The 23,536-nt window shown below is 69.4% G+C and carries 25 protein-coding genes; 18 read left to right on the top strand and 7 right to left on the bottom strand.

Annotated elements, in window-relative coordinates; translation table 11 throughout:
- The first annotated feature begins 41 nt into the window (after positions 1 to 41).
- The 8 genes from J2X55_RS10120 to J2X55_RS10085 all read left to right on the top strand — a co-directional run bounded on the left by J2X55_RS10120 (position 42) and on the right by J2X55_RS10085 (position 6,978).
- Positions 42 to 2,216 carry an ATP-dependent DNA helicase RecG gene (locus J2X55_RS10120; RefSeq protein WP_309823205.1) on the top strand — a complete coding sequence of 725 codons (2,175 nt, stop codon included), beginning with the start codon at positions 42 to 44 and terminating at the stop codon, positions 2,214 to 2,216.
- Positions 2,217 to 2,257: 41 nt separating this feature from the next.
- A complete protein-coding gene (coaD, locus tag J2X55_RS10115; protein WP_103208883.1) occupies positions 2,258 to 2,755 on the top strand; it encodes a pantetheine-phosphate adenylyltransferase in 498 nt (165 codons plus the stop codon).
- A 237-nt stretch (positions 2,756 to 2,992) separates the two neighbouring features.
- Positions 2,993 to 3,487, top strand: coding sequence for a DUF177 domain-containing protein (locus tag J2X55_RS10110; protein ID WP_309823566.1), 495 nt, complete (start codon positions 2,993 to 2,995; stop codon positions 3,485 to 3,487).
- 2 nt (positions 3,488 to 3,489) lie between these two features.
- Complete coding sequence (rpmF, locus tag J2X55_RS10105; protein WP_013586329.1) at positions 3,490 to 3,699, top strand: 50S ribosomal protein L32; 210 nt, start codon at positions 3,490 to 3,492, stop codon at positions 3,697 to 3,699.
- A 10-nt stretch (positions 3,700 to 3,709) separates the two neighbouring features.
- Positions 3,710 to 4,402, top strand: a complete 693-nt coding sequence (rnc, locus tag J2X55_RS10100; protein ID WP_309823203.1) for a ribonuclease III — start codon at positions 3,710 to 3,712, stop codon at positions 4,400 to 4,402.
- Positions 4,395 to 5,285: a bifunctional DNA-formamidopyrimidine glycosylase/DNA-(apurinic or apyrimidinic site) lyase gene (gene mutM, locus J2X55_RS10095; RefSeq protein ID WP_115917967.1), complete on the top strand. Its 891-nt coding sequence runs from the start codon at positions 4,395 to 4,397 to the stop codon at positions 5,283 to 5,285. The genes rnc and mutM overlap by 8 nt, the downstream gene beginning before the upstream one ends.
- Before the next feature lie 13 nt (positions 5,286 to 5,298).
- Positions 5,299 to 6,327, top strand: coding sequence for a hypothetical protein (locus J2X55_RS10090; protein ID WP_309823201.1), 1,029 nt, complete (start codon positions 5,299 to 5,301; stop codon positions 6,325 to 6,327).
- A gap of 243 nt (positions 6,328 to 6,570) precedes the next feature.
- Complete coding sequence (locus J2X55_RS10085) at positions 6,571 to 6,978, top strand: hypothetical protein (protein ID WP_309823199.1); 408 nt, start codon at positions 6,571 to 6,573, stop codon at positions 6,976 to 6,978.
- Between the two features lie 40 nt (positions 6,979 to 7,018).
- Here the strand turns inward: J2X55_RS10085 and J2X55_RS10080 are convergent, their stop codons facing one another.
- Positions 7,019 to 8,098 (bottom strand): GNAT family N-acetyltransferase, encoded by a 1,080-nt coding sequence (locus J2X55_RS10080; protein WP_309823198.1) that lies wholly within the window; start codon positions 8,096 to 8,098, stop codon positions 7,019 to 7,021.
- A 67-nt stretch (positions 8,099 to 8,165) separates the two neighbouring features.
- Entirely contained in the window at positions 8,166 to 8,453 is a 288-nt protein-coding gene (locus J2X55_RS10075) for a hypothetical protein (protein ID WP_115917974.1), read from the bottom strand.
- 465 nt (positions 8,454 to 8,918) lie between these two features.
- Here J2X55_RS10075 and smc point away from each other — a divergent pair, with 465 nt between their 5' ends.
- From smc to J2X55_RS10055, 4 genes are all read left to right on the top strand, one after another.
- Positions 8,919 to 12,470 (top strand): chromosome segregation protein SMC, encoded by a 3,552-nt coding sequence (gene smc / locus J2X55_RS10070; RefSeq protein WP_309823196.1) that lies wholly within the window; start codon positions 8,919 to 8,921, stop codon positions 12,468 to 12,470.
- Between the two features lie 4 nt (positions 12,471 to 12,474).
- A complete protein-coding gene (ftsY, locus tag J2X55_RS10065; protein WP_115917976.1) occupies positions 12,475 to 13,347 on the top strand; it encodes a signal recognition particle-docking protein FtsY in 873 nt (290 codons plus the stop codon).
- Between the two features lie 69 nt (positions 13,348 to 13,416).
- Positions 13,417 to 13,917 carry a DUF2004 domain-containing protein gene (locus J2X55_RS10060; RefSeq protein WP_115917977.1) on the top strand — a complete coding sequence of 167 codons (501 nt, stop codon included), beginning with the start codon at positions 13,417 to 13,419 and terminating at the stop codon, positions 13,915 to 13,917.
- A 4-nt stretch (positions 13,918 to 13,921) separates the two neighbouring features.
- A complete protein-coding gene (locus J2X55_RS10055; RefSeq protein ID WP_115917978.1) occupies positions 13,922 to 14,350 on the top strand; it encodes an MSMEG_6728 family protein in 429 nt (142 codons plus the stop codon).
- Positions 14,351 to 14,359: 9 nt separating this feature from the next.
- Here J2X55_RS10055 and lipA read toward each other — a convergent pair whose 3' ends face one another.
- Both lipA and lipB read right to left on the bottom strand, forming a co-directional pair.
- The gene (gene lipA, locus J2X55_RS10050; RefSeq protein WP_115917979.1) at positions 14,360 to 15,394 is read right to left on the bottom strand and encodes a lipoyl synthase; all 1,035 of its coding nucleotides are present in this window, start codon (positions 15,392 to 15,394) and stop codon (positions 14,360 to 14,362) included.
- Positions 15,391 to 16,029 (bottom strand): lipoyl(octanoyl) transferase LipB, encoded by a 639-nt coding sequence (gene lipB, locus J2X55_RS10045; RefSeq protein WP_309823193.1) that lies wholly within the window; start codon positions 16,027 to 16,029, stop codon positions 15,391 to 15,393. Before lipB ends, lipA begins: the two co-directional genes overlap by 4 nt.
- A gap of 64 nt (positions 16,030 to 16,093) precedes the next feature.
- Between lipB and J2X55_RS10040 the strand changes: the two genes are divergently transcribed.
- Together J2X55_RS10040 and ffh are read left to right on the top strand one after the other, a co-directional pair.
- Positions 16,094 to 16,642, top strand: coding sequence for a helix-turn-helix domain-containing protein (locus tag J2X55_RS10040; protein ID WP_309823191.1), 549 nt, complete (start codon positions 16,094 to 16,096; stop codon positions 16,640 to 16,642).
- 161 nt (positions 16,643 to 16,803) lie between these two features.
- Complete coding sequence (gene ffh / locus J2X55_RS10035; protein WP_309823189.1) at positions 16,804 to 18,348, top strand: signal recognition particle protein; 1,545 nt, start codon at positions 16,804 to 16,806, stop codon at positions 18,346 to 18,348.
- A gap of 31 nt (positions 18,349 to 18,379) precedes the next feature.
- Here ffh and J2X55_RS10030 read toward each other — a convergent pair whose 3' ends face one another.
- Together J2X55_RS10030 and J2X55_RS10025 are read right to left on the bottom strand one after the other, a co-directional pair.
- On the bottom strand, positions 18,380 to 19,096 hold the full coding sequence (locus J2X55_RS10030) for an SGNH/GDSL hydrolase family protein (protein ID WP_115917983.1): 717 nt from the start codon (positions 19,094 to 19,096) through the stop codon (positions 18,380 to 18,382).
- A gap of 49 nt (positions 19,097 to 19,145) precedes the next feature.
- On the bottom strand, positions 19,146 to 20,309 hold the full coding sequence (locus tag J2X55_RS10025) for a glutamate--cysteine ligase (RefSeq protein ID WP_309823187.1): 1,164 nt from the start codon (positions 20,307 to 20,309) through the stop codon (positions 19,146 to 19,148).
- A gap of 233 nt (positions 20,310 to 20,542) precedes the next feature.
- Here J2X55_RS10025 and rpsP point away from each other — a divergent pair, with 233 nt between their 5' ends.
- The 4 genes from rpsP to trmD are packed head-to-tail and all read left to right on the top strand — an operon-like array spanning position 20,543 to position 22,530.
- Entirely contained in the window at positions 20,543 to 20,956 is a 414-nt protein-coding gene (rpsP, locus tag J2X55_RS10020; RefSeq protein ID WP_115917985.1) for a 30S ribosomal protein S16, read from the top strand.
- Positions 20,957 to 20,961: 5 nt separating this feature from the next.
- Positions 20,962 to 21,192 (top strand): RNA-binding protein, encoded by a 231-nt coding sequence (locus tag J2X55_RS10015; RefSeq protein ID WP_094736438.1) that lies wholly within the window; start codon positions 20,962 to 20,964, stop codon positions 21,190 to 21,192.
- Positions 21,192 to 21,839, top strand: a complete 648-nt coding sequence (rimM, locus tag J2X55_RS10010) for a ribosome maturation factor RimM (RefSeq protein ID WP_309823186.1) — start codon at positions 21,192 to 21,194, stop codon at positions 21,837 to 21,839. The genes J2X55_RS10015 and rimM overlap by 1 nt, the downstream gene beginning before the upstream one ends.
- Before the next feature lies 1 nt (position 21,840).
- On the top strand, positions 21,841 to 22,530 hold the full coding sequence (trmD, locus tag J2X55_RS10005) for a tRNA (guanosine(37)-N1)-methyltransferase TrmD (RefSeq protein ID WP_309823185.1): 690 nt from the start codon (positions 21,841 to 21,843) through the stop codon (positions 22,528 to 22,530).
- Positions 22,531 to 22,751: 221 nt separating this feature from the next.
- Here trmD and map read toward each other — a convergent pair whose 3' ends face one another.
- Positions 22,752 to 23,534 (bottom strand): type I methionyl aminopeptidase, encoded by a 783-nt coding sequence (gene map / locus J2X55_RS10000; RefSeq protein ID WP_309823184.1) that lies wholly within the window; start codon positions 23,532 to 23,534, stop codon positions 22,752 to 22,754.
- Positions 23,535 to 23,536: the final 2 nt, after the last annotated feature.

Raw genomic sequence — 23,536 nt, 5'->3', positions numbered from 1 at the left:
GCACGCGCGGTGATGTCGGAGGGCCTGCCTAGACTCGGAACATGCCCGGATTCTCGCTCGCCTCGCGTCTGGACGGCGCCATCGGCGGCAAGACGGCGACGGCGTTCGAGAAGGCGTTCAGCGTGAAGACGGTGGGCGAGCTCCTCGAGCACTACCCCCGGCGCTACGCGCGACGAGGCGAGCTCACGCTCATCGACTCCCTCCCGCTGGGAGAGCCGGTCACGATCGTCGCCGAGGTCGTCAGCGCCAACGAGCGTCGTATGCAGAACCGTCGCGGATCGCTCCTCGAGGTCGTCATCAGCGACGGAGACGGGCGCATGTCGCTGACGTTCTTCAACCAGCCGTGGCGCCTGAAAGACCTGACGCCGGGACGCCGCGGCATCTTCTCGGGCAAGGTCGGCGAGTACCGTCGTCAGACCCAGCTGACGAACCCCGATTACGAGCTGTTCGACGACATCGCCGAGGCCCGCGCCGAGGCCGAGGTGACGGCGAAGCGGCCCATCCCGATCTACCCGGCGACGAGTTCGATCCCGAGCACGCTCGTGCAGAAGACGATCTCCCTCGTCCTCGACGGACTCGGAGAGGTCGACGACCCGCTGCCCGACGACGTGAGAGCGCGCCGGGGGCTCCTCCCGGCCCGAGCGGCCCTCGAGCAGATCCACAGGCCCGAGAGCGACGACGACATCCCGCCCGCCATCGCGACGTTGCGCATGCACGAGGCCTTCGTCCTGCAGACGGCGCTGCTGCAGCAGCGCCAGTTCGTCCGGGCCCTGTCCGCAACGAAACGTCCCGCCGCCCCCGGAGGCCTCCTCGAACGCTTCGACGCCATCCTGCCGTTCGAGCTGACCCCCGACCAGCAGAGCGTCGGCGCCCAGCTCGAGGCCGATCTCGTCGCCGATTGGCCGATGAACCGCCTCGTCCAGGGCGAGGTCGGCTCGGGCAAGACCCTCGTAGCGCTGCGTGCCATGCTGCAGGTCGCCGAGTCCGGCGGGCAGTCCGCTCTCATCGCCCCCACCGAAGTTCTGGCGGGCCAGCATCTGCGCTCGATCGCCCGCATGCTCGGCCCCGAGCTCGCCCCCGAGATCATGCCGACGCTCCTCACCGGGCAGATGCCCGCCGCCGAACGGCGCAAGGCGGCGTTGCGGGTCGCGTCGGGCCAGGCGCGCATCGTCGTGGGCACCCACGCGTTGCTGAGCGCCACCACCACATTCGCCGACCTCGGTTTCGTCGTCGTCGACGAGCAGCACCGCTTCGGCGTCGACCAGCGCGAGGCCCTCCGCGCCAAGGGCAGCTCCCCGCACACGCTCGTCCTGACGGCCACCCCGATTCCGCGCACGGTGGCGATGACGGTGTTCGGCGACCTCGACGTCTCGACCATCCGCACCATGCCCGCCGGGCGCGCCGGCATCCAATCGTTCGTGGCGCCTTTGGCCGAGAAGCCGGCCTGGTTCGCCCGCGTCTGGGACCGCGTCGCCGAAGAAGTCGCTTTGGGGCGCCAGGCCTTCGTCGTGTGCGCGGCGATCGACTCCGACCAGCTCACCGCCGACGAGAAGACCGACGAACCGGCCGACGCGCCCGCCGCGTCAGCGGAGAGCGCGCGCACGCGCTGGGGGGTCGTGCAGGTCGAGGCGCTTCTCACGCGGTTGCCCACGTTCGACGGCATCCGGGTGCAGATCCTGCACGGCAAGATGCCCTCCGACGAGAAGGATGCCGTCATGCAGGCCTTCGCGCGCGGAGACATCGACGTGCTGGTGGCCACCACCGTGATCGAGGTCGGCGTCGACGTGCCGAATGCCTCGACGATGGTCATCCTCGAGGCCGACCGCTTCGGCGTCTCGCAGCTGCATCAGCTGCGCGGACGCGTGGGTCGAGGCGGTCTCCCGGGCCTCTGCCTGCTCGTGACCGAGGCCTCGCCCGGCACGTCGGCGCGCGCCCGCGTCGAGGCCGTGGCCGCGACGCTCGACGGCTTCGCCCTGGCCGAGGTCGACCTCGACCTCCGCGGAGAAGGCGACGTGCTCGGCGGCGCGCAGTCGGGGGCGCGCTCTTCGCTGCGCCTGCTGCGGGTCGTCACCGACGCCGATCTCATCACCGAGGCCCGCGCCGAGGGAGAGCGGCTTCTCGCCGACGATCCGGGTCTGCTCCGGCATCCCGGACTCGCCGCGGCTCTCGAACGCCGCGTGGGTGTCGAGGAGCGCGCCGCTCTGGCGAAGTCCTGACCGCCGGGTCGTTCCGAGGGTCGCGTCGGTAGGCTGGCCGCATGGACCCCCGGATCGCCGTCGTTCCCGGCTCATTCGACCCGCCCACCCTCGGCCACCTCGACGTCATCCGCCGCGCGGCCGGCCTTTTCGACCAGCTGCACGTGCTCGTGGTCCACAACCCGGGCAAAGAGGCGATGCTCCCGATCGCGCAGCGGCAGAGCCTGCTCGAGCGGTCGATCGCCGAGGCCGGCGTCGAGGGCGACGTCATCGTCGCCGCGTGGAGCATGGGCTTGCTCGTCGATTACTGCACCGAGGTGGGGGCGAAGGTGCTGGTGAAGGGCATCCGCTCGCAGGTCGACGTGGCGTACGAGACGCCGATGGCGATCGTGAACCGCGACCTTGCGCACGTCGAGACGGTATTCCTGCTGCCCGACCCCTCGCACGCGCTCGTCTCGAGCTCGCTCGTGCGTCAGGTGGCCGGGCTCGGCGGCGACGTGTCGCCCTACGTCCCTCCCGCCGTCGCGCGCTTCCTCGACACGGGGGCCCGCGGCATTTGACGCGCCGCACCGCCCGTCCAGAACCCCGGCATAAACGCGATCCGTGCCGAGAAACGCGCTCTGCCCGCGTTTATGAGCGTTGAAGGCGTTTATGCGTGATCTGCGGGAACCCCCGGGCGCGCCGACCCGGCCCGGCCCGCACCCAGGGGCGCACGGGTAGCATTGACGACCGTGAGAACCCGCCGACCCGGACCCTTCCAGCTCCCCGTACGCGACATCGAGCGCCACCCGGGCGAGATGCGCGAGCACACCCTCGACATCCCGACCCCCGAGAAATGGGGTGAGGGCCTGACCGCCGTCGCCGAGGCCGAGGTGCTCGAGCTCGACGTGCGTCTCGAGTCCGTGCACGAGGGCATCCTCGTGTCGGGCACCGTGGACACGACCGCGACGGGCGTGTGCGGACGCTGCCTCATCGACATCACCGAGCCTGTCGAAGTCGAGTTCCAGGAACTTTTCGCGTATCCTGGGAACGAAGCGAGTGACTTCGACGTTCAAGACGACCACGTGGATCTTGAAAATCTGGTCCGGGATGCCATTGTCCTGTCGCTTCCGTTCCAGCCGGTGTGTCAGCCGGACTGCCCCGGGCTCGACCCGAACACGGGCGAGAGGCTGACGGAAAGCCCCGGCACCACGGAGCAGGAGCCTGTCGATCCTCGATGGGCTGCGCTCCAGCAGTACACCCCAGACGAAGGCGATGCGCTCCGCGCCGCCCCCAAGACAGAGAAGAGCTAGTCATGGCAGGTAACCCCCCGAAGCGGAAGGTCTCCCGCTCGAACACCCGCTCGCGTCGTGCGCAGTGGAAGGCTGAAGCCCCCGCGCTGGTCAAGACCATCGAGAACGGCAAGGTCGTCTACAGCCGTCCCCACCAGGCGAAGGTCGTCACCGACTCGCAGGGCACCGAGCTCTTCCTCGAGTACAAGGGCCGCAAGGTCGCCGACGTCTGATCGGCGATTCGTGACGCGTAAGAACGTCGAGCGCACAGCGCTCACCGAGAAGCTCGGGGTCGAGATCGACCCCGAGCTTCTTTCTCTTGCTTTGACGCACCGCTCGTTCGCCTACGAGAACGGCGGCATCCCGCACAACGAGCGTCTCGAGTTCCTCGGCGACTCGGTGCTGGGCCAGGCGGTGACGGTGCGGCTGTTCACACGGCATCCCGACCTCGACGAGGGAAGCCTGGCGAAACGCCGTGCGAGCGTGGTCTCGACCGTGGCGCTGGCCGAGGTCGCTCGCACCATCGGCCTCGGTGAGCATGTCCTGCTCGGCCGCGGTGAGATCCTCACCGGCGGGCGCGACAAGGACTCGATCCTCGCCGACACCATGGAGGCGCTGATCGGCGCGACCTTCCTGTCGGCCGGTCCCGACGCCGCCACCGCGATGGTGCTGCGCCTCGTCGAACCGCTCCTGGCTGATCCGGAGCGTTACGGCGCGGCGATGGACCCGAAGACGAGCCTGCAAGAGATCGCCGCCCGCCTGGGACTCGCCGCTCCCGCATATGTGGTCGAGGCGACCGGCCCCGACCACGACCGGCGCTTCACCGCGACCGTCACGACGGGCGACGTCGTCACCACGGGTGTCGGGTCGAGTAAGAAGCACGCCGAAATGGCCGCCGCCCTTGCCGCGTGGCGCGAACTCGACGCGCGTGCCTGAGCTCCCCGAGGTCGAGGTCGTCCGAGCCGGGCTCGAGCCCGCCGTGACGGGGGCCCTCATCGCGTCGGTCGACGTACGAGATGAGCGTGCCCTGACCCGCCACACGGGGGGAGCCGCGCATTTCGAAGCGGAGCTCACCGGGAGGCGCATCACGTCCGCCGTGCGGCGGGGCAAGTTCCTGTGGATGCCGGTGGCCGACGACGAAGCCATCGTCACCCACCTCGGCATGAGCGGGCAGATGCTGCTTCGTTCCCCCGGAGCGCCGGAAGAGCGCCACGAGCGCATCCGCATCGAACTCGAGCACCCGACCCACGGTGCCCTGTCGGTCGTCTTCGCCGACCAGCGCACCTTCGGCTCGCTCGCGGTCGACCAGCTCGTCGATACACCGGACGGTGCGGCGGGTGGGCGCGGTTCCGACCTGACTCGTGTGCCGACGCAGGTCGCCCACATCGGTCGCGACCCTCTGGACCCCGCATTCGATGCCGCAGGGTTCCGCGCCCGCCTCGCTCGGACGTCGTCCGGGATCAAACGCGTGCTCCTCGACCAGACGGTGGCGAGCGGGATCGGCAACATCTACGCCGACGAATCGCTGTGGGCCGCGCGCATCCACCCCGAGACCGCGGCATCCGATTTGCCCACCCGCGCCGTCAACCGCCTCCTCGGCGAAGTGCAGGCGGTCCTCGAGAAGGCCCTCGCCGAGGGCGGGACCAGCTTCGACGCGCAGTACGTGAACGTGAACGGTCAGGCCGGGTACTTCGCGCACTCGCTGAACGCCTACGGGCGCACGGGGCAGCCGTGCCCACGATGCGGGCGCCCCATCGTGCGGGTGTCGTTCATGAACCGCTCGAGCCATTTCTGCCCGCATTGCCAGAAGCGGCGCTGAGAAAAGAGACGTCATGTGGTTCTCGCGAGCACGTTCCGATACCTCACGGCTCGCGGTTCCCGCGGTCTCGGCATCCGTCGTCGACCTGACGACGGATGACCCGTCCGAGAACCGCGTACACCGGATGCTCGACGAACTCGGGGTGCCGTGGGCCGTGCCCCTGCGCGAAATGCCGACTCGGTTCGGTGTAACGCGTCATCCCGTCTACGACTGGGATGTCATTACACTTCCGCTTCCGAGGCTCGCCCTGCCCGGCATGCTGTTCCCCTTGTCGAAGAACGCTTCTCGTCTCGCGGCGCCCAGCCCCGCCGACGTTTTCTCCACCGCCGTATCCGTGGCAGATGACCCCCGCATCAATGTCGAGGCGGCCGTCGAGTTCTTCTCCGCATGGCTCGGTGAAGCACCCATCGAGGCTTTCGGCCGCTCCGCGTTCCGTGCGGCGTGGACCGCAGGTCCTGCGTCCGTGTCCCTTCAGGCGACCGGACCCGATCCGTGGTACCCCCTCGAACCGTCGGAGGCGGACCGACGTGAACCTCGACTTCGTCAGGCGTGCTCCGTCGTGATCGAACCAGGTTTTCGCCCGGCGCTCTCCGTCCTCGAGCGGGAGCAGCTGGGTGGCTCCAGGCTTCTCCTGCGCCTCGACGATGACGCGGCTCTGCGCACTCTGGACGACCTCAGCCGCCAACGGTCCTCCGTGACCAGCGCGCCGTTCGCGCGCGAACCGGATGATTCGTGCCGGCGTCTGCTGGCCGGTCTGCACGTTTCTGCTGACGGACGGATGCTCGTCGTCTGTCGCGAGCAGCTCCTCGTCATCCCTCGAGACCGAGTCACCGCGGTGCGAGTGAGCAAGCTCACTCGAGCGCGGGGTCCGGCGGGAAGCTGGCTTGATCTCATCTGCGTGGACGAGGCGGCGGACGACGGCCTGAGCGCCGTCACCGTCCTTGAGAAGGGCCGAGCCGACCAACTGGACGGACGGGCGCGAGGTCTTGGGGCCAAGCTCGGAGTCCCGGTGGACATCCGGCCCGCGCAGCCGAACGCGTGACGCCTGGCACCCTACGATGAAGGGACCGCCGGGGCGGCGAGACAGGGGAACCCATTCCGCTGCGTCCGGCACGGCAGTGGTCGAAGGACGAGGTGTGAGGTGGGGCGTCACCGACGAGGAGCCATCGCGGTCGTCGTCGTTGCGGGAATGATCGGATTGACGAGCTGTGGCCCGTCGCGGGCCGACCTCATTCCGCACGACGCTGCCAGCGGTGGCCAGACGCTCAGCGAGGCGCGGTCCGCAATGGATCAGATCCCCGGTCTGACCATCGACTTCCAGGGTGGGGAACGCCCGAACATCAAGGGCAACACCGGCTACGACATCGCGGTCACGGTCGATCCCGGTTATCGGATCGTCGATGGTCCCGCCCTGGTAACCTTCCTGACAGAATCGGCGTGGTCGGTGCGGGACGGATACCTCCCCAACACCCAGGTCTCTCTGACGGTGACGGACGACCCGGCGAACGGTTTCGACGTCGCGAAGGCCGCTGCTGCGGCGGAGTGGATCGAGCCGAGAGGCCCTGTTTCTGCGCCGGACGGCTTCACCGTGGCCAATGTCAACACTGTCGAGGGGTCACCTGCCCGCGTGCGGTTGGGCGATTGGCCCGGCCAGGTTCCGGCCGTCCCGACCGGGGTCACCGCCGCGCGATGACAGCGCGGTGGAGGGACGAGCGCCCCGCCCCTCCACCGCGTCACAGAACCTTCTTCCACACTCCTTCGTACGAGATCGGTGCGAAACCGATCGCCTCGTTGATCGAGAGCATGGGCCGGTTCTCTTCCGCGTTGTACGTCATGACCCGCGGCGAGTCCGGTGCGATGTCGTGCCAGGCGAGAAGCCCGGCGCACTTCACCAGCATGCCGAGGCGGTGACCGCGGTGGGCGGCGACGACGAGCGTGTCCTCCTGGCTGGTCGCCGTGGTGCGGTCCTTACCGATGACGAGTTCGTTGAAAGCCGCGAGCTCGCCGGTATCGACGTGCTGTGCCGCGGTGACGAGCATGTGCCTCCCGGCGTCGAGGTACCCGGCCTCGTATCGGCGGACGCGGCCGGCATCCCAGACCTCCTCGTCGAACTCGAGGTCCGCCGACGGGGCATCCGTCACCATGCGGGACTTCATCCATGCGAAGGCGTCGACGAACTCGTCGGGCGTGGGCAGTGCCCATTGGACGACCCGGTAGCCCGAGGCCGCCTGCTCCGCCTCGGCAAGAAGGGTCTCGAGCCGCGGTCGTGCGCCGGCGAGATCGAGCGAGCTGACGCGCACGATCTGTTCGAGCGAGAATCCGGATGCCAGCAGGAACCGCGCCGCGTGATCCCGCGGGATCGAACCGAACCCCGTCGGTGCGTCGAGGCGCGGTCCGTCCGCGGCGGGATGCTCGGCCCACGACTGCAGGACGGTACGTCCGTTCTCGCGGGCGACGTTCTCGATGACGGCGTACGCGGCGCGTCCGATCCCGTTGCCCCACGCGGAGCGGCGCAGTTCGATGAGCCAGAACCCGGTGCGGGCGCCTTCTTCTTGCGGGAAGTCGAGACCCACGCGCCCGACGACCTCGCCGTGGAAGACGGCGATCCACGCGTACCGCTTCATCTCGGGCTGGGGCTGGTACAGGGGGAGGAGCTCGTCGGCGGGCATGGACGAATCGTCGTGCCCTGAGATCTCGGAGTAGACCAGGTTGCGGAGGCGGACCATCTCGCGGAAGTCCGCGGCATCCGGATCGTCGATGCGGGCGGGGATGTGAAGCGGGCGCAGCTCGAGGCCGGCGGGGAAGGAAGTCATTCGAAGGTCTTTCGTCGGATGAGACGGGGGAGGGGTGGGGTCGGCCGAGAGGCCGACCCCACCGGGATCAGAACGGCGGGCGGCTGAACGCCGCGGCGCTCTGCCAGGCACGCTCGCGGCGATCACGCTCGGCAGCGGCGTCGCGCGCCCGGAGGGCTTCGATCGCACGGTGGTCGAGGGCGCGAGCCCGGTTGGCGTGGCGGGTCAGCAGCCACAGACCCAGGCGCAGCGACAGCCGGTCGAAGAGGCCGAGGGGTCGGTATGCCGTCGTGTCGAACGTGACGGTCGACGGAGTGGCAGGGGTGGAAGGCGCGGCCGAGGAGTGCTGCGGCGCACGCGTGAACAGGGCGTTCATGCGGAAGCTCCGTAAGAAGATCTAGCGAGAGAGAAGCGCGTCGAGCAGAGAGCTCACGCGGGGCGGACGCAAAGGGTCCGGGTGGCCGACGTCGAAAAGACGCCGCTCACGAGAAGCGGAGACGCGAGGCGTCTCGACGCGACGGAACTATGCCTGACGAGGGGGCATGCCGACGGCGGTGGTCACTCCCGTGGCGTATGCGGAGAGCACGGAGACGGCGGTGAAGCCTGAGGCGGTGAAGCCGGTCGTGGTGCGAATCATGGAAGTAACCTCCTTTCGACGTCGGTTGCGACCTCAGACGCTAGCGAAGGCTGTCAGGCAATGTCAAGCTTTTGCCCAGATTCGATCGCCTCCCGGGCGGGTCGGGCATGACGGTCCGGCCCGCCGCCGCGGAATCCCGCGGATCTTCGACTACCGTGAGGCGAGGCCCGCGTAGGGGTCGGGGCGGGGAGAAGGGCGGGTGACATGCACCTGAAGAGCGTGACGCTCAAGGGCTTCAAGTCGTTCGCCCAGTCGACCACCTTCGCCCTCGAGCCGGGCGTGACGTGCATCGTGGGCCCCAACGGATCCGGAAAGTCCAACGTCGTCGACGCGCTCGCGTGGGTGATGGGGGAGCAGGGGGCGAAGACCCTCCGCGGCGGCAAGATGGAGGACGTCATCTTCGCCGGCACTTCGACACGTGGTCCGCTGGGCCGCGCCGAGGTGCAGTTGACCATCGACAACGCCGACGGGGCGCTGCCGATCGACTACAGCGAAGTCACGATCAGCCGCACGCTCTTTCGCACCGGTGCGAGCGAGTATGCGATCAACGGGCAGACATGCCGCCTGCTCGATGTCCAAGAGCTCCTGAGCGACTCGGGTCTCGGCCGCGAGATGCACGTGATCATCGGGCAGGGCCGCCTCGACACGGTCTTGCAGGCTTCGGCGGAAGACCGACGCGGCTTCATCGAGGAGGCCGCGGGCATCCTCAAACACCGCCGCCGCAAAGAGAAGACCGTCCGCAAGCTCGAGGCGATGGAGACCAATCTCACGCGCCTCAGCGATCTCGCCGGTGAACTCCGCCGGCAGCTGAAGCCGCTGGGCAAGCAGGCCGAGATCGCCCGCGAGGCGGCCACGATCGCAGCGGTCGTGCGCGACGCGAAAGCGCGTCTGTATGCCGATGAGCTCGTGCGTCTGCGCGCGGAACTCGCGGACGCGGCCCGCGCCGAGAGCGAGCGGCACACCGAGCGACTGGGCCTGCAGGAGCAGTCCGAAGGACTGCGCGGGCGAGTGGAGCGCCTCGAGAACGATCAGCGATCCGAGGCGGTCGACCGCGCGCGCGGTGTCGCCTTCGCGCTCGAGCAGGTGCAGGAGCGGCTTCGCGGGCTCTACACGCTGGCGGGCCAGCGTCTCACCCTCCTCGGCGACGCCGAGGTGGACCCGTCGGACTTCGCCCCCACGGTGACGCAGTCGATGATCGACGACGTCCGCGCCGAGATCGACGACATCGCCGCGGGCCTCGGAGATGCTCAGGATGCCGCGGCCGAGGCGGCCCGCGCGGTGACGCGCGCCCGCGCTGACCTCGACGCGCTCGACGTCGAGATCGCCGCACAGAGTGCCCTGGTGTCCGAGCACGACATGAAGATCACGAGTCTGCGGGGCGCGGCGAACGCGGCGAACTCCGCCCTGACGGCGGTCCGCGCCGGCGTCGACCGGCAGCAGCGGGCGCTCGACGCTGCTCTCGCCCGACGGGCGGAGGCCGAACAAGCCCTCGCCGAGCTCGACCCCGACGTAGTGCCCGAAGCGTCGACCGCGGAGCACGCGGCCGCCTACGAGCGGGCGCAGCGCGACGCCAACGACGTGGAGGCGCGCGTGTCCGGTCTGCGCGAGCGCTTGCATGCCGCCGAGCGCGAGCGCGACGCGCTCACCGCGCAGACCACCGCTCTCGGGCGGGCCCTGGACGTCCGTAACGCGGCCGCCGACCTCATTGCGGCGGGGGGCCCCGGCATCCGGGGTCTGGTCGGCGATGACGTCAAGGTCAGAGCGGGCTACGAGGCGGCGGTGGCCGCGGTGCTCGGTACCCTCGCGGAGGGGCTGCTCGTCGACGACGCGGCGGCGGCGTTCACCGCGGCGCGAACGGCAGCAGAAGCCGACCTCGGTCTGGTCGAGATCGCGCTGGCGGACGCCCCGGCACCGACGGCCGACCTGCCCGTGCTCGACGGCGGCGTCGCCGCGTGCGATGTCGTCACGGCGTCGCCCGGGGTGCTCGGCATCCTGGCCCGAGTTCTCATCGTCGACGATCTCGACGCGGCGCACTCCGCGCAGCCGCGTCTGCCGCACGACGTCACGGTCGTCACCCGCGCGGGCGAGGTCGTGACCGCACGGACCGTCCGCGCGGGCTCGGGGTCGGGGCGGTCGCGCCTCGAACTCGCCGCCGAGCGCGACGCCGCCGCCGAGCGGCTCGACGAGATCGTCGTGATCGCCGACTCGCTCCGCGAAGCCCTCGCGGACGAGCAACGTGCCCAGGTCGATGCGCGACAGCGCACGAAGGACGCCCTCTCGACCCTCCGGTCCCACGACGCCGCTCTCGCCGCTCACGCCGAGAAGGTCAACCGCGTCACCGTGCGCCACGAAGCCGCCGTCGCCGAGTGCGACCGGCTGGCCGCGGGCCTCGCGCAGACCGAGGGCGCCGTCGCCGAGGCGGAGGACGCGGCGCGTCGCGCCGACGAGGCGCTCGCGCGCGCCCTCGAGGCTCCGCGCCCTCTCCTGGACGCTTCGGCGCGCGAGGGGATGGCGGCGGACGTCGAGGCTGCGCGCGAGACCGAGATGCGCTCCCGCCTCGACATCGAGACGCTGAAGGAGCGGGTCCGAGCGGGCGAGGCGCGCATCGTGCAGCTCGAACAGCAGCGGGAGCGCGAGCGCGCAGCCGCCGCGGAAGCGGCTCGGCGCGCCGTGCTGCGTCGCGCGCAGCGGGAGATCGCCGCCGAGGTCGCGGGAGAACTCCCCGCCCTCCTCGACTCGGTCGACCGATCGGTCAGTCAGGCGCGCGTCGAACTCGCCGCGGCGGAGTCCGCCCGCACCGCCATCACCGAAGAGCTCGCGCGGGCACGAGCCGACGAAGCCCTCGTGCGCGAGCGCCTCGCGAGGCTGACCGAGAGCGTCCACGGGCTCGAGCTGCAGATGCACGAGAAGAAGCTGCACGTCACGGGGCTTCTCGAGCGCGTCCAGTCCGAACTGGCACTGGACGAGAGCATCCTCGTCGCGGAATACGGCCCCGACCAGCTCATCGCGACGGACGACGCGGACCAGGGCGTCCGCTTCGAGCGCGCCGCTCAGAAGCGCAGACTCCAGGATGCCGAGCGCAAACTGTCTCAGCTCGGTCGCGTCAACCCGCTGGCTCTGGAGGAGTTCGCCGCGCTGGAACAGCGACACGCTTTCCTCACCGAGCAGCTCGCCGATCTGCAGCAGACCCGTGCCGATCTGCAGACGATCATCGCCGACCTCGACGAACGGATGCAGACGATCTTCGTCGCCGCCTTCGAGGACACGCGTGCGGCTTTCACCGAGATCTTCCCGATTCTCTTCCCGGGTGGGGCGGGCAGCATCTCGCTCACGGATCCCGACAACCCGCTGACCACCGGCATCGAGGTCTCGGTGCGCCCGGTCGGCAAGAAGATCGAGCGACTCTCGCTCCTCTCGGGAGGCGAGCGGTCGCTCGCGGCGGTGGCGTTCCTCACCTCGATCTTCACGGCACGCCCCAGCCCGTTCTACATCCTCGACGAGGTGGAGGCAGCGCTCGACGACGCGAACCTGGGCCGGCTGCTCGGGGTGTTCGAAAAGCTGCGTGCGAGCAGTCAGCTCATCGTCATCACCCACCAGAAGCGCACGATGGAGATCGCCGACGCGCTCTACGGAGTGTCGATGCGCCAGGACGGTGTCTCCGCGGTGGTGGGCCAGAGGATCGGCGATCGAGCGGTCTCACGCGCGGCGCGAGAGCCTGTCGCGAAGGCCCCCGACGAAGCGGCCCCCGTAAGCTGAAGCAATGGCTGAGAACTCCTGGTCGCTGGGCCGCGCGCTGCGCGGGCTGTTCGTCAAACCCACGATCGATGAGACGACGTGGGACGACCTCGAGACGGCGCTGCTCACGGCCGACTTCGGCCCCGACGTGACCGAACGCCTCGTCGACGAACTCCGCGAGAAGGTCGAGCGCTTCCGCACGACCGATCCGCGCGACCTGCAGCGCATGCTGAAAGAGACGCTCGAAGAGCACTTCGCGAAGTTCGATACGACGCTACGGCTCACCGAGCGGCCCGCGGTCGTCCTCGTCGTCGGTGTGAACGGCGTGGGCAAGACCACGACGATCGGCAAGTTCGCGAAGTTCCTGCAGCGCTACGGCCGCACGGTCACGGTGGGAGCCGCCGACACCTTCCGTGCAGCCGCCGTCGACCAACTTGCGACCTGGGCCGAGCGCGGGGGAGCGACCATCGTCCGCCCGCAGCACGAGGGCCAGGATCCGGCATCCGTCGCCTTCCAGACCGTCGCGCATGCGAAAGAGACCGGCACCGAGATCGTGCTCGTCGACACGGCCGGTCGACTGCACACCAAGGGCGGGCTCATGGACGAGCTCGGCAAGATCAAGCGCGTCATCGAGAAGCAGGCCCCGATCGCCGAGGTGCTCCTCGTGCTGGACGCCACCACCGGCCAGAACGGCCTCATGCAGGCCCAGGCCTTCCTCGACAGCGCCGGAGTCACCGGTCTCGTCCTCACGAAGCTCGACGGCTCGGCGAAGGGCGGCTTCGTGCTCGCGGTGCAGGAGCGCACCGGCATCCCGGTGAAGCTCCTCGGTCAGGGCGAGGGCATCAACGACCTCACGGGCTTCACCCCGCACGTGTTCGCGGCCTCTCTCGTCGACTGACCTTTACCGCACGCATCGACCCGGGCGGGTCGTCTTCCCGAACACCGGGCGGAATGCTTACATGGAGTCATGGCCATCGAGCACGACTTCTTCGGACTCCTCGAGTCGGGCCCCGACGGGTCGATCTTCTGGAGCGAGAACGTCGAGTTCGGCGATCAGAGCGTCACGGTCGACCTGACGGCCCCCGACCAGGACGACGTGTCGGCTGAGGCGCTCGACGTCGCGGCATCCATGATCTCTTCCCTCGAAGCCATCGATTTCGCCGCTCGCAATGCGATGGTGAACGAGCTCGACTCGCGCACGAGCGAGGTGACCGAGTACATCCTGCAACAGCAGGCGACGCTGGGCGAAGAGCTCGAGGACCTGCTCACCGACGTCTCGGGAGACACCCACATCGACGTCATCAAGGCGCTGCAGCTGATGAGCATGACCATCCTCGCCGACGAGCACGGTGGTGCCGACCCCTTCGCGGTGCTCGAGTACGCGCTCGACCCCGACGCCACCGACGACGTGCTGCTGGTCAACCTCGCCTCCGACGGCAGCGTGCAGTCGGTCACGAGCGCCGACTGAGCGCATGCAGACCTTTCTGCCGTACCCCTCGTTCGTCGACTCCGCCCGCGCCCTCGATCTCAAGCGCCTCGGCAAGCAGCGGGTCGAGACGTTCCAGCTGTTGCGCGCGCTGACCGTCCCCGATCACGGCTGGCGGCACCACCCCGCGGCGAAGATGTGGGACGGACACCTTCCCGCCCTGGTGTCCTACGGGCTCGTGATGACCGACGAGTGGATCGCCCAGGGCCGCGCCGACACCGTCCGCGAGAAGATCCGTGTCTTCGCGCCCGAGGTGGACGGCCTCGCGCAGACCGAGCTCGATCTTCCGCCCTGGATCGGCGACGAGGCGTTCCACCTCGCCCACCGCTCCAATCTCATCCGCAAGGATGCCGAGTTCTACGTCCCGCGGTTCGGCGACGTCCCCGACGACCTGCCGTACGTCTGGCCCGTGTGAGGTCGACCGTCACACCGCCTGGGCGAAGCCGGCGTCGGCCGAGGCGATGTCCTTCGCCAGGTGCGCCAGGTGCGGGGGGATCTCGCGCCCCTTCGACACCATCGACTGCGCCCACAGGCGTCCGGCGCGGTACGACGAGCGCACGAGGGGGCCGGCCAGGACTCCGAGGAAGCCGATGCGCTCTGCTTCCTCCTTGAACTCGACGAATTCGGCGGGCTTCACCCAGCGCTGCACCGGAAGGTGACGCGGGGTGGGGCGCAGGTACTGGGTGATCGTGATGATGTCGGTACCGGCGGCGTGCAGGTCTTCGAGGGCCTGGACGACCTCTTCGGGCTCCTCGCCCATGCCGAGGATGAGGTTCGACTTCGTGATGAGCCCCGCGTCGCGCGCGGCCGTCAGCACTCCGAGCGAGCGCTCGTACCGGAACGCGGGCCGGATCCGCTTGAAGATGCGGGGAACCGTCTCGACGTTGTGGGCGAACACCTCGGGTCGCGACGAGAAGACCTCGTCGAGGTGGGAGACGTTGCCCGAGAAGTCGGTCGCGAGGATCTCGACGCCGGTGCCCGGGTTCTCGGAGTGGATGCGTCGCACCGTCTCGGCGTGCAGCCACGCGCCCTCGTCGGGGAGGTCGTCACGGGCGACGCCGGTGACGGTGGCGTAACGCAGCTGCATGCGCGTGACGCTTTCGGCCACGCGGCGCGGCTCGTCGCGGTCGTAGTCGGCGGGCTTGCCGGTGTCGATCTGGCAGAAGTCGCATCGGCGCGTGCACTGCGAGCCGCCGATGAGGAAGGTCGCCTCGCGATCCTCCCAGCATTCGAAGATGTTGGGGCAACCGGCCTCCTGGCAGACCGTGTGCAGCTCCTCGGTCTTCACGAGATTCTGCAGGGCGGTGTACTCGGGCCCCATCTTGGCCTTGGTCTTGATCCACTCGGGCTTGCGCTCGATCGGCGTCTCGGCGTTGCGCACCTCGAGCCGGAGGAGCTTGCGGCCGTTGGGAGCGGTGGATGCCGGGGCCCCGGCGTTCCCGGTGCCGCAGGCGGTCACGCCGCCACCGCCGCGTACTCGGCGCGGAACACGCTCTCGATGGCCGGGACGAGATCGGCGGGGGACACGTCGGCCCCCCGCACCTCGCTGACGGTGGTCACTCCGGCATCCGTGATCCCGCACGGCACGATGTGCCGGAAACCGGCGAGGGTGTTGTCGCAGTTAACGGCGAAGCCGTGCATGGTCACTCCTTTTTCGACGCGGACACCGATCGCCGCGACTTTGTCGACGCCGAGCGGACGGCGAACCCATACGCCGCTGCGCCCGTCGACGCGGAAGCCGTCGACCCCCAGCGTGCCGAGGGCCGTGATGAGAAGGGCCTCGAGCCGGCGGACGTGAGCGACGACGTCGAGGGGTTCGGGAAGGCGCACGATCGGATAGCCCACGAGCTGACCGGGGCCGTGCCAGGTGATCTTGCCGCCGCGATCCACGTCGACCACCGGCGTGCCGTCGTCGGGGCGCTCGTGCGCCTCGGTGCGCTTGCCGGCCGTGTAGACGGCCTCGTGCTCGAGCAGCAGCAGGGTGTCGGGCCGGGTGCCCGCCACGATGTCGGCGTGCACACGACGCTGGTGCGCCCACCCGTCGAGGTAGGGGACGTAGTGCGGGGCCAGGCCCATGTGGTGGATGTCGATCATCGACCGCCTCCGATGTTGGATTGCGTCCAACAATACACGCGGGATCGGCCCCTAGGCTGGGGCCGTGACCCCCGAGCCCCGAAGCGGACGACCGCGCGCCTCGTCGCGCGAAGTGCTCTCGGAGGCGGCGTGCGAGCTGTTCCTCGAGCAGGGGTACGACGCCACGAGCGTGTCCGACATCACCCGCCGCGCGGGCGTCAGCCGTTCGAGCTTCTTCAACTACTTCTCGGCGAAGAGCGACGTCCTCTGGTCGGGTCTCGACGAGCAGATGGATGCCGCCGCCCGGCGCCTGCGGGAAGGTGACACGGTCGACGAGGCGGTGACCGGCATAGGAGCGGGCCTCGCCGCCGATGCGCTCGCTCTCGCGATCACCAATGCCGAGGCGATGGGCATTGCGATCGAGCTCGACCGGGACCGTGCCGTGCGACAGTTCCGGCTGCAGCGCGAGCTCGCGGCGCGCCTCGTTCGCGACGGCATGCCCGCTCTCGCCGCGGAGGTCAGGGCGGGTGCTCTGTCGGCCGCGGTGCTGGCCGCGGTGTGGGCGTGGGCGGATCGCACGGGTGCGGGGCGTCCGCTGAACGAGGTGCTGGCGGAGGCCGTGGCGCTGGTCTGATGCGCGCGGATGGGGCCGCGGTGCGCGACTCCACCGATTCGCGCAGAGTCCGCGGCATCCGGTGCCGACGGGCGGAGGTCGTGCAGATCGTCGAGGTCGCGCGGGGCGCGGCGGGGATGGCGGCAGCGCCACCGGCGGCACCCGCGTAAACTCGACTCATCATGGCGACTTTCGGCACCCTCTCCGACCGGCTCACAGAGACCTTCCGCAACCTCCGGAAGAAGGGCCAGCTCACTCCCGCCGACGTCGACGGGACGGTGCGCGAGATCCGCCGTGCCCTGCTCGACGCCGACGTCGCGCTGCCCGTGGTCAAGGAGTTCACCGCCGCCGTGCGCCAGCGTGCCCTCGGCGATGAGGTCAATCGTGCGCTGAACCCGGCGCAGCAGGTCGTGCAGATCGTCAACGACGAGCTCATCGGCATCCTGGGCGGTCAGCAGCGTCGTCTGCAGTTCGCGAAGAACCCGCCCACGGTCATCATGCTCGCCGGCCTCCAGGGTTCGGGTAAGACCACCTTCGCCGGCAAGCTCGCCAAGATGCTCGAGAAGGACGGTCACACCCCGCTCCTCGTCGCGTGCGACCTCCAGCGCCCCAACGCCGTCAACCAGCTCCAGGTCGTCGCCGAGCGCGCCGGGGCCACCATCTACGCTCCCGAGCCGGGCAACGGCGTCGGCGACCCGGTCAAGGTTGCCCGCGACGGCGTCGCCTACGCCACGCGTCAGCAGCACGACATCGTCATCATCGACACCGCCGGCCGCCTCGGCGTCGACGCCGAGCTGATGAAGCAGGCGTCCGACATCCGCAAGGCGACGAGCCCCGACGAGGTGCTCTTCGTCATCGACGCGATGATCGGTCAAGATGCGGTCAACACGGCGAAGGCGTTCCAGGACGGCGTCGACTTCACCGGCGTGGTGCTGTCGAAGCTCGACGGTGACGCTCGCGGTGGCGCGGCCCTCTCGGTCGCTTCGGTCACCGGTCGTCCCATCATCTTCGCCTCGACCGGTGAAGGCCTCGACGACGTCGAGCCCTTCTACCCCGACCGCATGGCATCCCGGATTCTCGATCTCGGTGACATCCTCACCCTGATCGAGCAGGCGCAGTCGGCTTTCGACGAAGCCGAGGCGATGAAGGTCGCCGAGAAGCTCGCGACCGAGACCTTCACGCTCGAGGACTTCCTCGAGCAGATGCAGCAGATGAAGAAGATGGGCTCCATGAAGAAGATGCTCGGGATGCTCCCGGGCATGGGAAACATGAAGCAGCAGCTCGAGAACTTCGACGAGCGCGAGATCGACCGCACCGAGGCGATCATCCGGTCGATGACCGTGGTGGAACGCCGGAACCCTAAGATCCTGAACGGCTCGCGTCGCCTGCGCATCGCGCGCGGCTCGGGCATGACCGTCACCGACGTCAACCAGCTCGTCCAGCGCTTCGACCAGGCGGCGAAGATGATGAAAACCGTGGCGCGCGGCGGTGTGCCCAACATCCCCGGAATGGGTCCCGTCGGCGGCAAGCCCGGAGCGTCGTCGAAGCGCGGCAAGCAGCAGAAGGCCAAGGGCTCGCGCTCGGGCAACCCCGCCAAGCGGGCGGCCGAGAACGCCGGCATCGCGGCGTCCGCTCCGGCCACGGGCTCGGGCTTCGGTCTGGGCGGTCAGGCGGCGCCGAGCGAGGCCGACCTCGCCGAGCTGCAGAAGATGCTCGGCCGCGGCTGACCCGAACCTCCGGGTCGCCCCGGCAGCGGCGTCAGGGGAGGACGTCCGCGTCCTGCAGGGCTGACATGACCGTCTGCTCGATCGCGCGCTGGCCGCGCGGTGTGGGGTGGACGTCGTCCTCTTGCATCCATTCCGGGTGACCGGCGAGCGGTTGCCCGATGTCGATGAACGTTCCGCCCGCCCTGTCGACGGCGTCTTTCAGCGCGTCGGAGGTGACCTTGGTGTCGGAGGGGACGTCGGGGTCGTCGTTCCAGATGGTGCTCAGCCCGACGATGCGCGCATCGGGGGCGGCCGAGTGGAGCTGGTCCACCGTGTCGACCGTATCTGTGCGGATCTCGTCCTCGTCCTCCCAGAAGTCGTTGCTCGACGACTCGACGATGAGCAGCTGCGGCTGGAGGGCCGCGACCGCGGGGATGAGACCCGCGTAGGTCGTACCGCAGTCTCCCTGGACGACGAAGCCCATGCCCGGGCAGGCGAGGTTCGTGAGCCAGACGTGGGCCCGCCCCGCGAGGAGCGTCGGCCAGGCCTGCTGCGGTTCCAAACCGAAACCCGACATGAGGGAGTCCCCGAGCGTCACCACGCGCAGCGGGGTCGTCGAGGGCGACGGGCTGGGCTCGAGCACGGGCGCGGCAAAGGTGGGCTCGGCCGCGGACGGAGCGGCATCGGAAGCGCACCCGACCAACGTCACGAGGACGCCCGCTGCGAGGGCGGCCAGCGTCGCCGATCTGGCGCGGCGTCCGAAGGTCATGTCGCGATCCTACGAGCGCGCACCTATGAACGAGCGCCGAGGTCGCCGCCTAGACGCGCAGGGCGGCGAGGTGCTCCCGCAGCGTGGGACCTGCGCGGAACTCGCGGATGAGGTGCTGCACGACTTCGCGCAGGTCTCCGTCGGCGGCCTCGGCCACCGCGATCTGCCGCGTGGAGCTCCCGCCCGTGGCCAGGATGGTCTCGAGGCTCGCGAACTCCTTCGCGCACTTCAGCTCCAGCGCCACGTCGGCGAGCTGCTCCATCGTCTCGCGCAGGTGCTCGACGACCGGGCGCTGCGTTCCCTCGCGGTTGACGATCACGCGGGCGTCGAGGCCGTACCGCGCCGCGCGCCACTTGTTCTCTCGGGCATACCAGGGCGGGATGCCGGGAAGTTCGCGCCCCTCGTCCAGCAACCGCGAGAAGTGCTCGACGAGCGTCTGCGCGAGGGAGGCGACCGCGGCCAGCTCCGGGAGGGTCGACATCCCGTCGCAGGCGCGGATCTCGACGGTGCCCCACTTGGGCGCCGGACGGATGTCCCAGCGCACTTCGCTGGCATCCGCCATCACTCCCGTCCGAACCATGTCGTCGAGGTAGCTCTCGAAGTCGCCCCAGGAGTCGAGCTGCCAGGGAAGCCCCGCGGTGGGCAGCTGCTGGAAGACGAGGGCTCGGTTGGAGGCGTAGCCGGTGCGCTCGCCCGCCCAGAACGGACTGGATGCCGACAGCGCCTGCAGGTGCGGGAGGTACACGTTCAGCGCGTTGACGATGGGGATGACCTTCTCGACGTCGTCGACGCCGACGTGCACGTGGATTCCCCAGATCATCATGTTGCGCCCCCACCACTGGGTGCGCTCGATGAGCGAGTGGTAGCGCGTCTTGTCGGTGACCTGCTGGTCGAACCACTGGGCGAAGGGGTGGCTGCCGGCGCAGAGGATCTCGACGCCGCGCGGCTCGGTCTCTTCCCGGAGCGCGCAGATTGCGTCGGCGATGTCGTCGACGGCCTCGGCGACGGTGTGTCCGACGCCGCTCGTCACCTCGACGGTGTTCGTGAGAAGCTCGCCGGTGACGGTGAATCGTTCGAGGGCCGTCTTCTCCTCGAGCTGATCGAGGATCTCCGGCGCGCGGGGGACCAGGTCGCCCGTCTCGCGGTCGGCGAGCATGAGCTCCCACTCCAGACCCACGGACGAACGCGTCGATGCAGCGAACGGCAGCCTCATGCGGCTCAGTCTGACACGGGGGCCGGATGCCGGGATCCTCCGCTACCCTTCGAGACGCTCCGTGTCGCGGCGCGTCTCGTGTCACCGCCGGCCTCGGGTATCTGGCAGAATAGAGGGCTGGACCCGCCACTCGACCCTCTATCCAGTGTCGGTCCACCCTTTTGAGCTTCCGCCGGGTGTGCACCCCACTCTCCAGGCGTTCGGTTCGTTCGTTTTCATCATTTGGAGTCATCGTGGCTGTCAAGATCCGTCTCAAGCGCCTCGGAAAGATCCGCGCGCCCTACTACCGCATCGTCGTCGCCGACTCGCGCACCAAGCGCGACGGTCGTGTCATCGAGGAGATCGGCAAGTACCACCCGACCGAGGAGCCCTCGTTCATCGAGGTCGACTCGGAGCGCGCGCAGTACTGGCTCTCCGTGGGCGCTCAGCCCACCGAGCAGGTCGCCGCCATCCTCAAGCTCACGGGCGACTGGGGCAAGTTCAAGGGCGACAAGGACGCCGTCTCGACCGTCAAGGTCCGCGAGCCCAAGGCCGCGTTCGAGGCGGACGCTTCGAAGAAGTCGGTCGTCAAGCCCAAGGCCGAGAAGAAGGCCGAAGCTCCCGCCGAGGCGCCCGCTGAGGACGCCGCCGAGACCTCGGCCGAGTAATCCCCGTGCTGTCTGCCGCGCTCGAACACGTCGTGAAGGGGATCGTCGATCACCCGGATGCCGTGACCATCCGTTCCAGCTCGTCGCCTCGAGGAGATGTGCTGGAGGTTCGCGTGCACCCCGATGACCGGGGTCGCGTGATCGGGCGCGGCGGACGCACCGCCAAAGCACTGCGCACGCTGGTGTCGGCTCTCGCCGACGGACGCCGCGTGCGCGTCGACGTCGCCGACGACTGATGGCGAACGGCGACACCGCGGGCGCTCAGCCCGCCAAGACCCAGCTCCGCGTCGGACGACTCGTCAAGGCTCACGGCCTGAAGGGCGCGTTCAAGCTCGAGCTGTACACCGACGATCCCGACGGGCGTTTCACGCCGGGGAGCGCGTTCACCCTGCAGGTTCCGGAATCCTCGCCGTGGCACGGCCGCGAGCTGACGGTCCGGGAGTTCCGGTGGATGAACTCGCACCCGGTCGCGTTCTTCGAGGGTGTCGACGACCGCAACGCGGCCGAAGAACTCGTGAAGGCGATCCTCTGGATCGACCAGGACTCCGAGGTGGCGCCCGCCGAAGACGACGCCTGGTACGACCACCAGCTGGTGGGCCTCGACGTCGTTCGCGACGGAGCCGTCATCGGCCGGGTCGCCCGCGTGGACCACTTCCCGGCGCAGGACCTTCTGATCGTCCGCATGGCCGGCGAGGACCGCGAGGTGCTCGTCCCCTTCGTCAGCGCCATCGTGCCCGAGGTCGACATCGCCGGCGGTCGCGTGGTGGTCACGCCCCCGGCGGGACTGTTCGAGGAGCTCCCGGCCGAAGCCGGCGACGAGCCCGAGCCTGCCTCCTCGTCGGACGGTTCCGACGACGAGAACACCGACACGACCGAGGACTGACGTGCGCATCGACGTCGTCTCGATCTTCCCGACGATCTTCGACGCTCTCGAGGTGTCGCTGCTGGGCAAGGCTCGGCAGAGCGGGCTGCTCGACGTACGCGTCCGCGACCTGCGGGACTACACGCATGATCGCCACCGCACGGTGGACGACACTCCCTACGGTGGCGGTGCGGGCATGGTGATGAAGCCCGAGCCGTGGGGTGAGGCACTCGACGACGTGACGCGCGACGCCGAGACTCGACCCGTCATCATCTTCCCGTCACCCGCGGGTGAGCGGTTCACGCAGGCGACGGCCCGCGAACTCGCCACCGCGCCACACCTCGTGTTCGGTTGCGGCCGGTACGAGGGCATCGACGAGCGCGTCTTCGACTACGCCGCCGAGCTCGGCGACGTGCGACTGATCTCCCTGGGCGACTACGTCCTGAACGGCGGCGAGGTGGCCGTCATGGCGATGGTGGAGGCGATCGGTCGTTTGATCCCCGGCGTCGTCGGCAACCCCGAGAGCCTGGTCGAGGAGTCACACGAAGACGGCCTCCTCGAGTACCCCTCGTTCACCAAGCCCGCGGTGTGGCGCGATCGCGAGGTGCCGCCCGTGCTCCTCAGCGGCAACCACGGCGCCGTGGCGACCTGGCGGCGCGAGCAGCAGATCGAGCGCACGCGCGAGCGACGGCCCGACCTGCTCGACGACTGACGCACGGCATCCGGCGTTCGGCAGGCGGGGGCACCTCGGCGCCTCACGACGAAGGCAGGCTGTCGGGAAGTCGTGCTGCGGGGCGGAGATCCCAGGAGCGGAGGATGACGGATACCCTGGCGGTCCTCCCGTCGCGAGATCTCCTCCCCTCGGCGAGCACCTCACCGAGCGGCGGCATAAAGATGCCGCGACCTCGAGGCCGCGGCATCCGGAAGCGTTCTTCAGTCGACGCCGAGGAACGAGCGGTCGGTCAGAACGATGGGCCCGTCGGCGGTGATGGCCACGGTGTGCTCGGAGTGAGCGCCTCGCGAGCCGTCCGCGCTGCGGAGCGTCCAGCCGTCGGGGTCGGTGACGAGCTCGTCGGTCGTCTGCAGGAACCACGGTTCGAGGGCGAGGACGAGACCGGCACGCAGGGGGTAGCCGCGCCCGGCCTTGCCGTCGTTGGCGACGTGCGGGTCACCGTGCATCGTGCGACCGACGCCGTGACCGCCGAAGTCGAGGTTGATGCTGAGGCCGTCCGCGCGGGCGACCGAGGCGATCGCTGCCGAGATGTCGCCGATCTTGTGCCCGACGGTCGCCGCCTCGATCGCCGCGACGAGAGCGCGCTGCGAGGTGTCGATGAGCGCGAGGTCTTCGTCGCGAGCGGTGCCCACGACGAACGACACGGCCGAGTCGGCGACCCAGCCGTCGACGGATGCCGCGAAGTCGAGCGACACGAGGTCGCCGTCACGGAGGGTGTAGTCGTGGGGGAGCCCGTGCAGCACGGCGTCGTTGATCGAGGTGCAGAGCACCTTTCCGAAGGGGCTCGCGCCGAACGAGGGGTGGTAGTCGATGTAGCACGACTCGGCGCCCGCCGAGCGGATCATGTCGTGTGCGCGACGGTCCAGCTGCAGCAGGTTGGTCCCCACCTTGGTCTCGGCGCGCAATGTGGCCAGCACCTCCGCGACGAAGCGTCCGGCGGGGCGCATCGCGTCGATTTCGGCCGGGGTGCGCAGTTCGATCATGG

It is taken from the genome of Microbacterium sp. 1154 (genome assembly GCF_031455375.1).
In the GTDB taxonomy this organism is placed as follows: domain Bacteria; phylum Actinomycetota; class Actinomycetes; order Actinomycetales; family Microbacteriaceae; genus Microbacterium.
The sequence above is the reverse complement of the archived record's forward strand: the minus strand, read 5'-3'. Positions and strand labels throughout refer to the sequence as shown.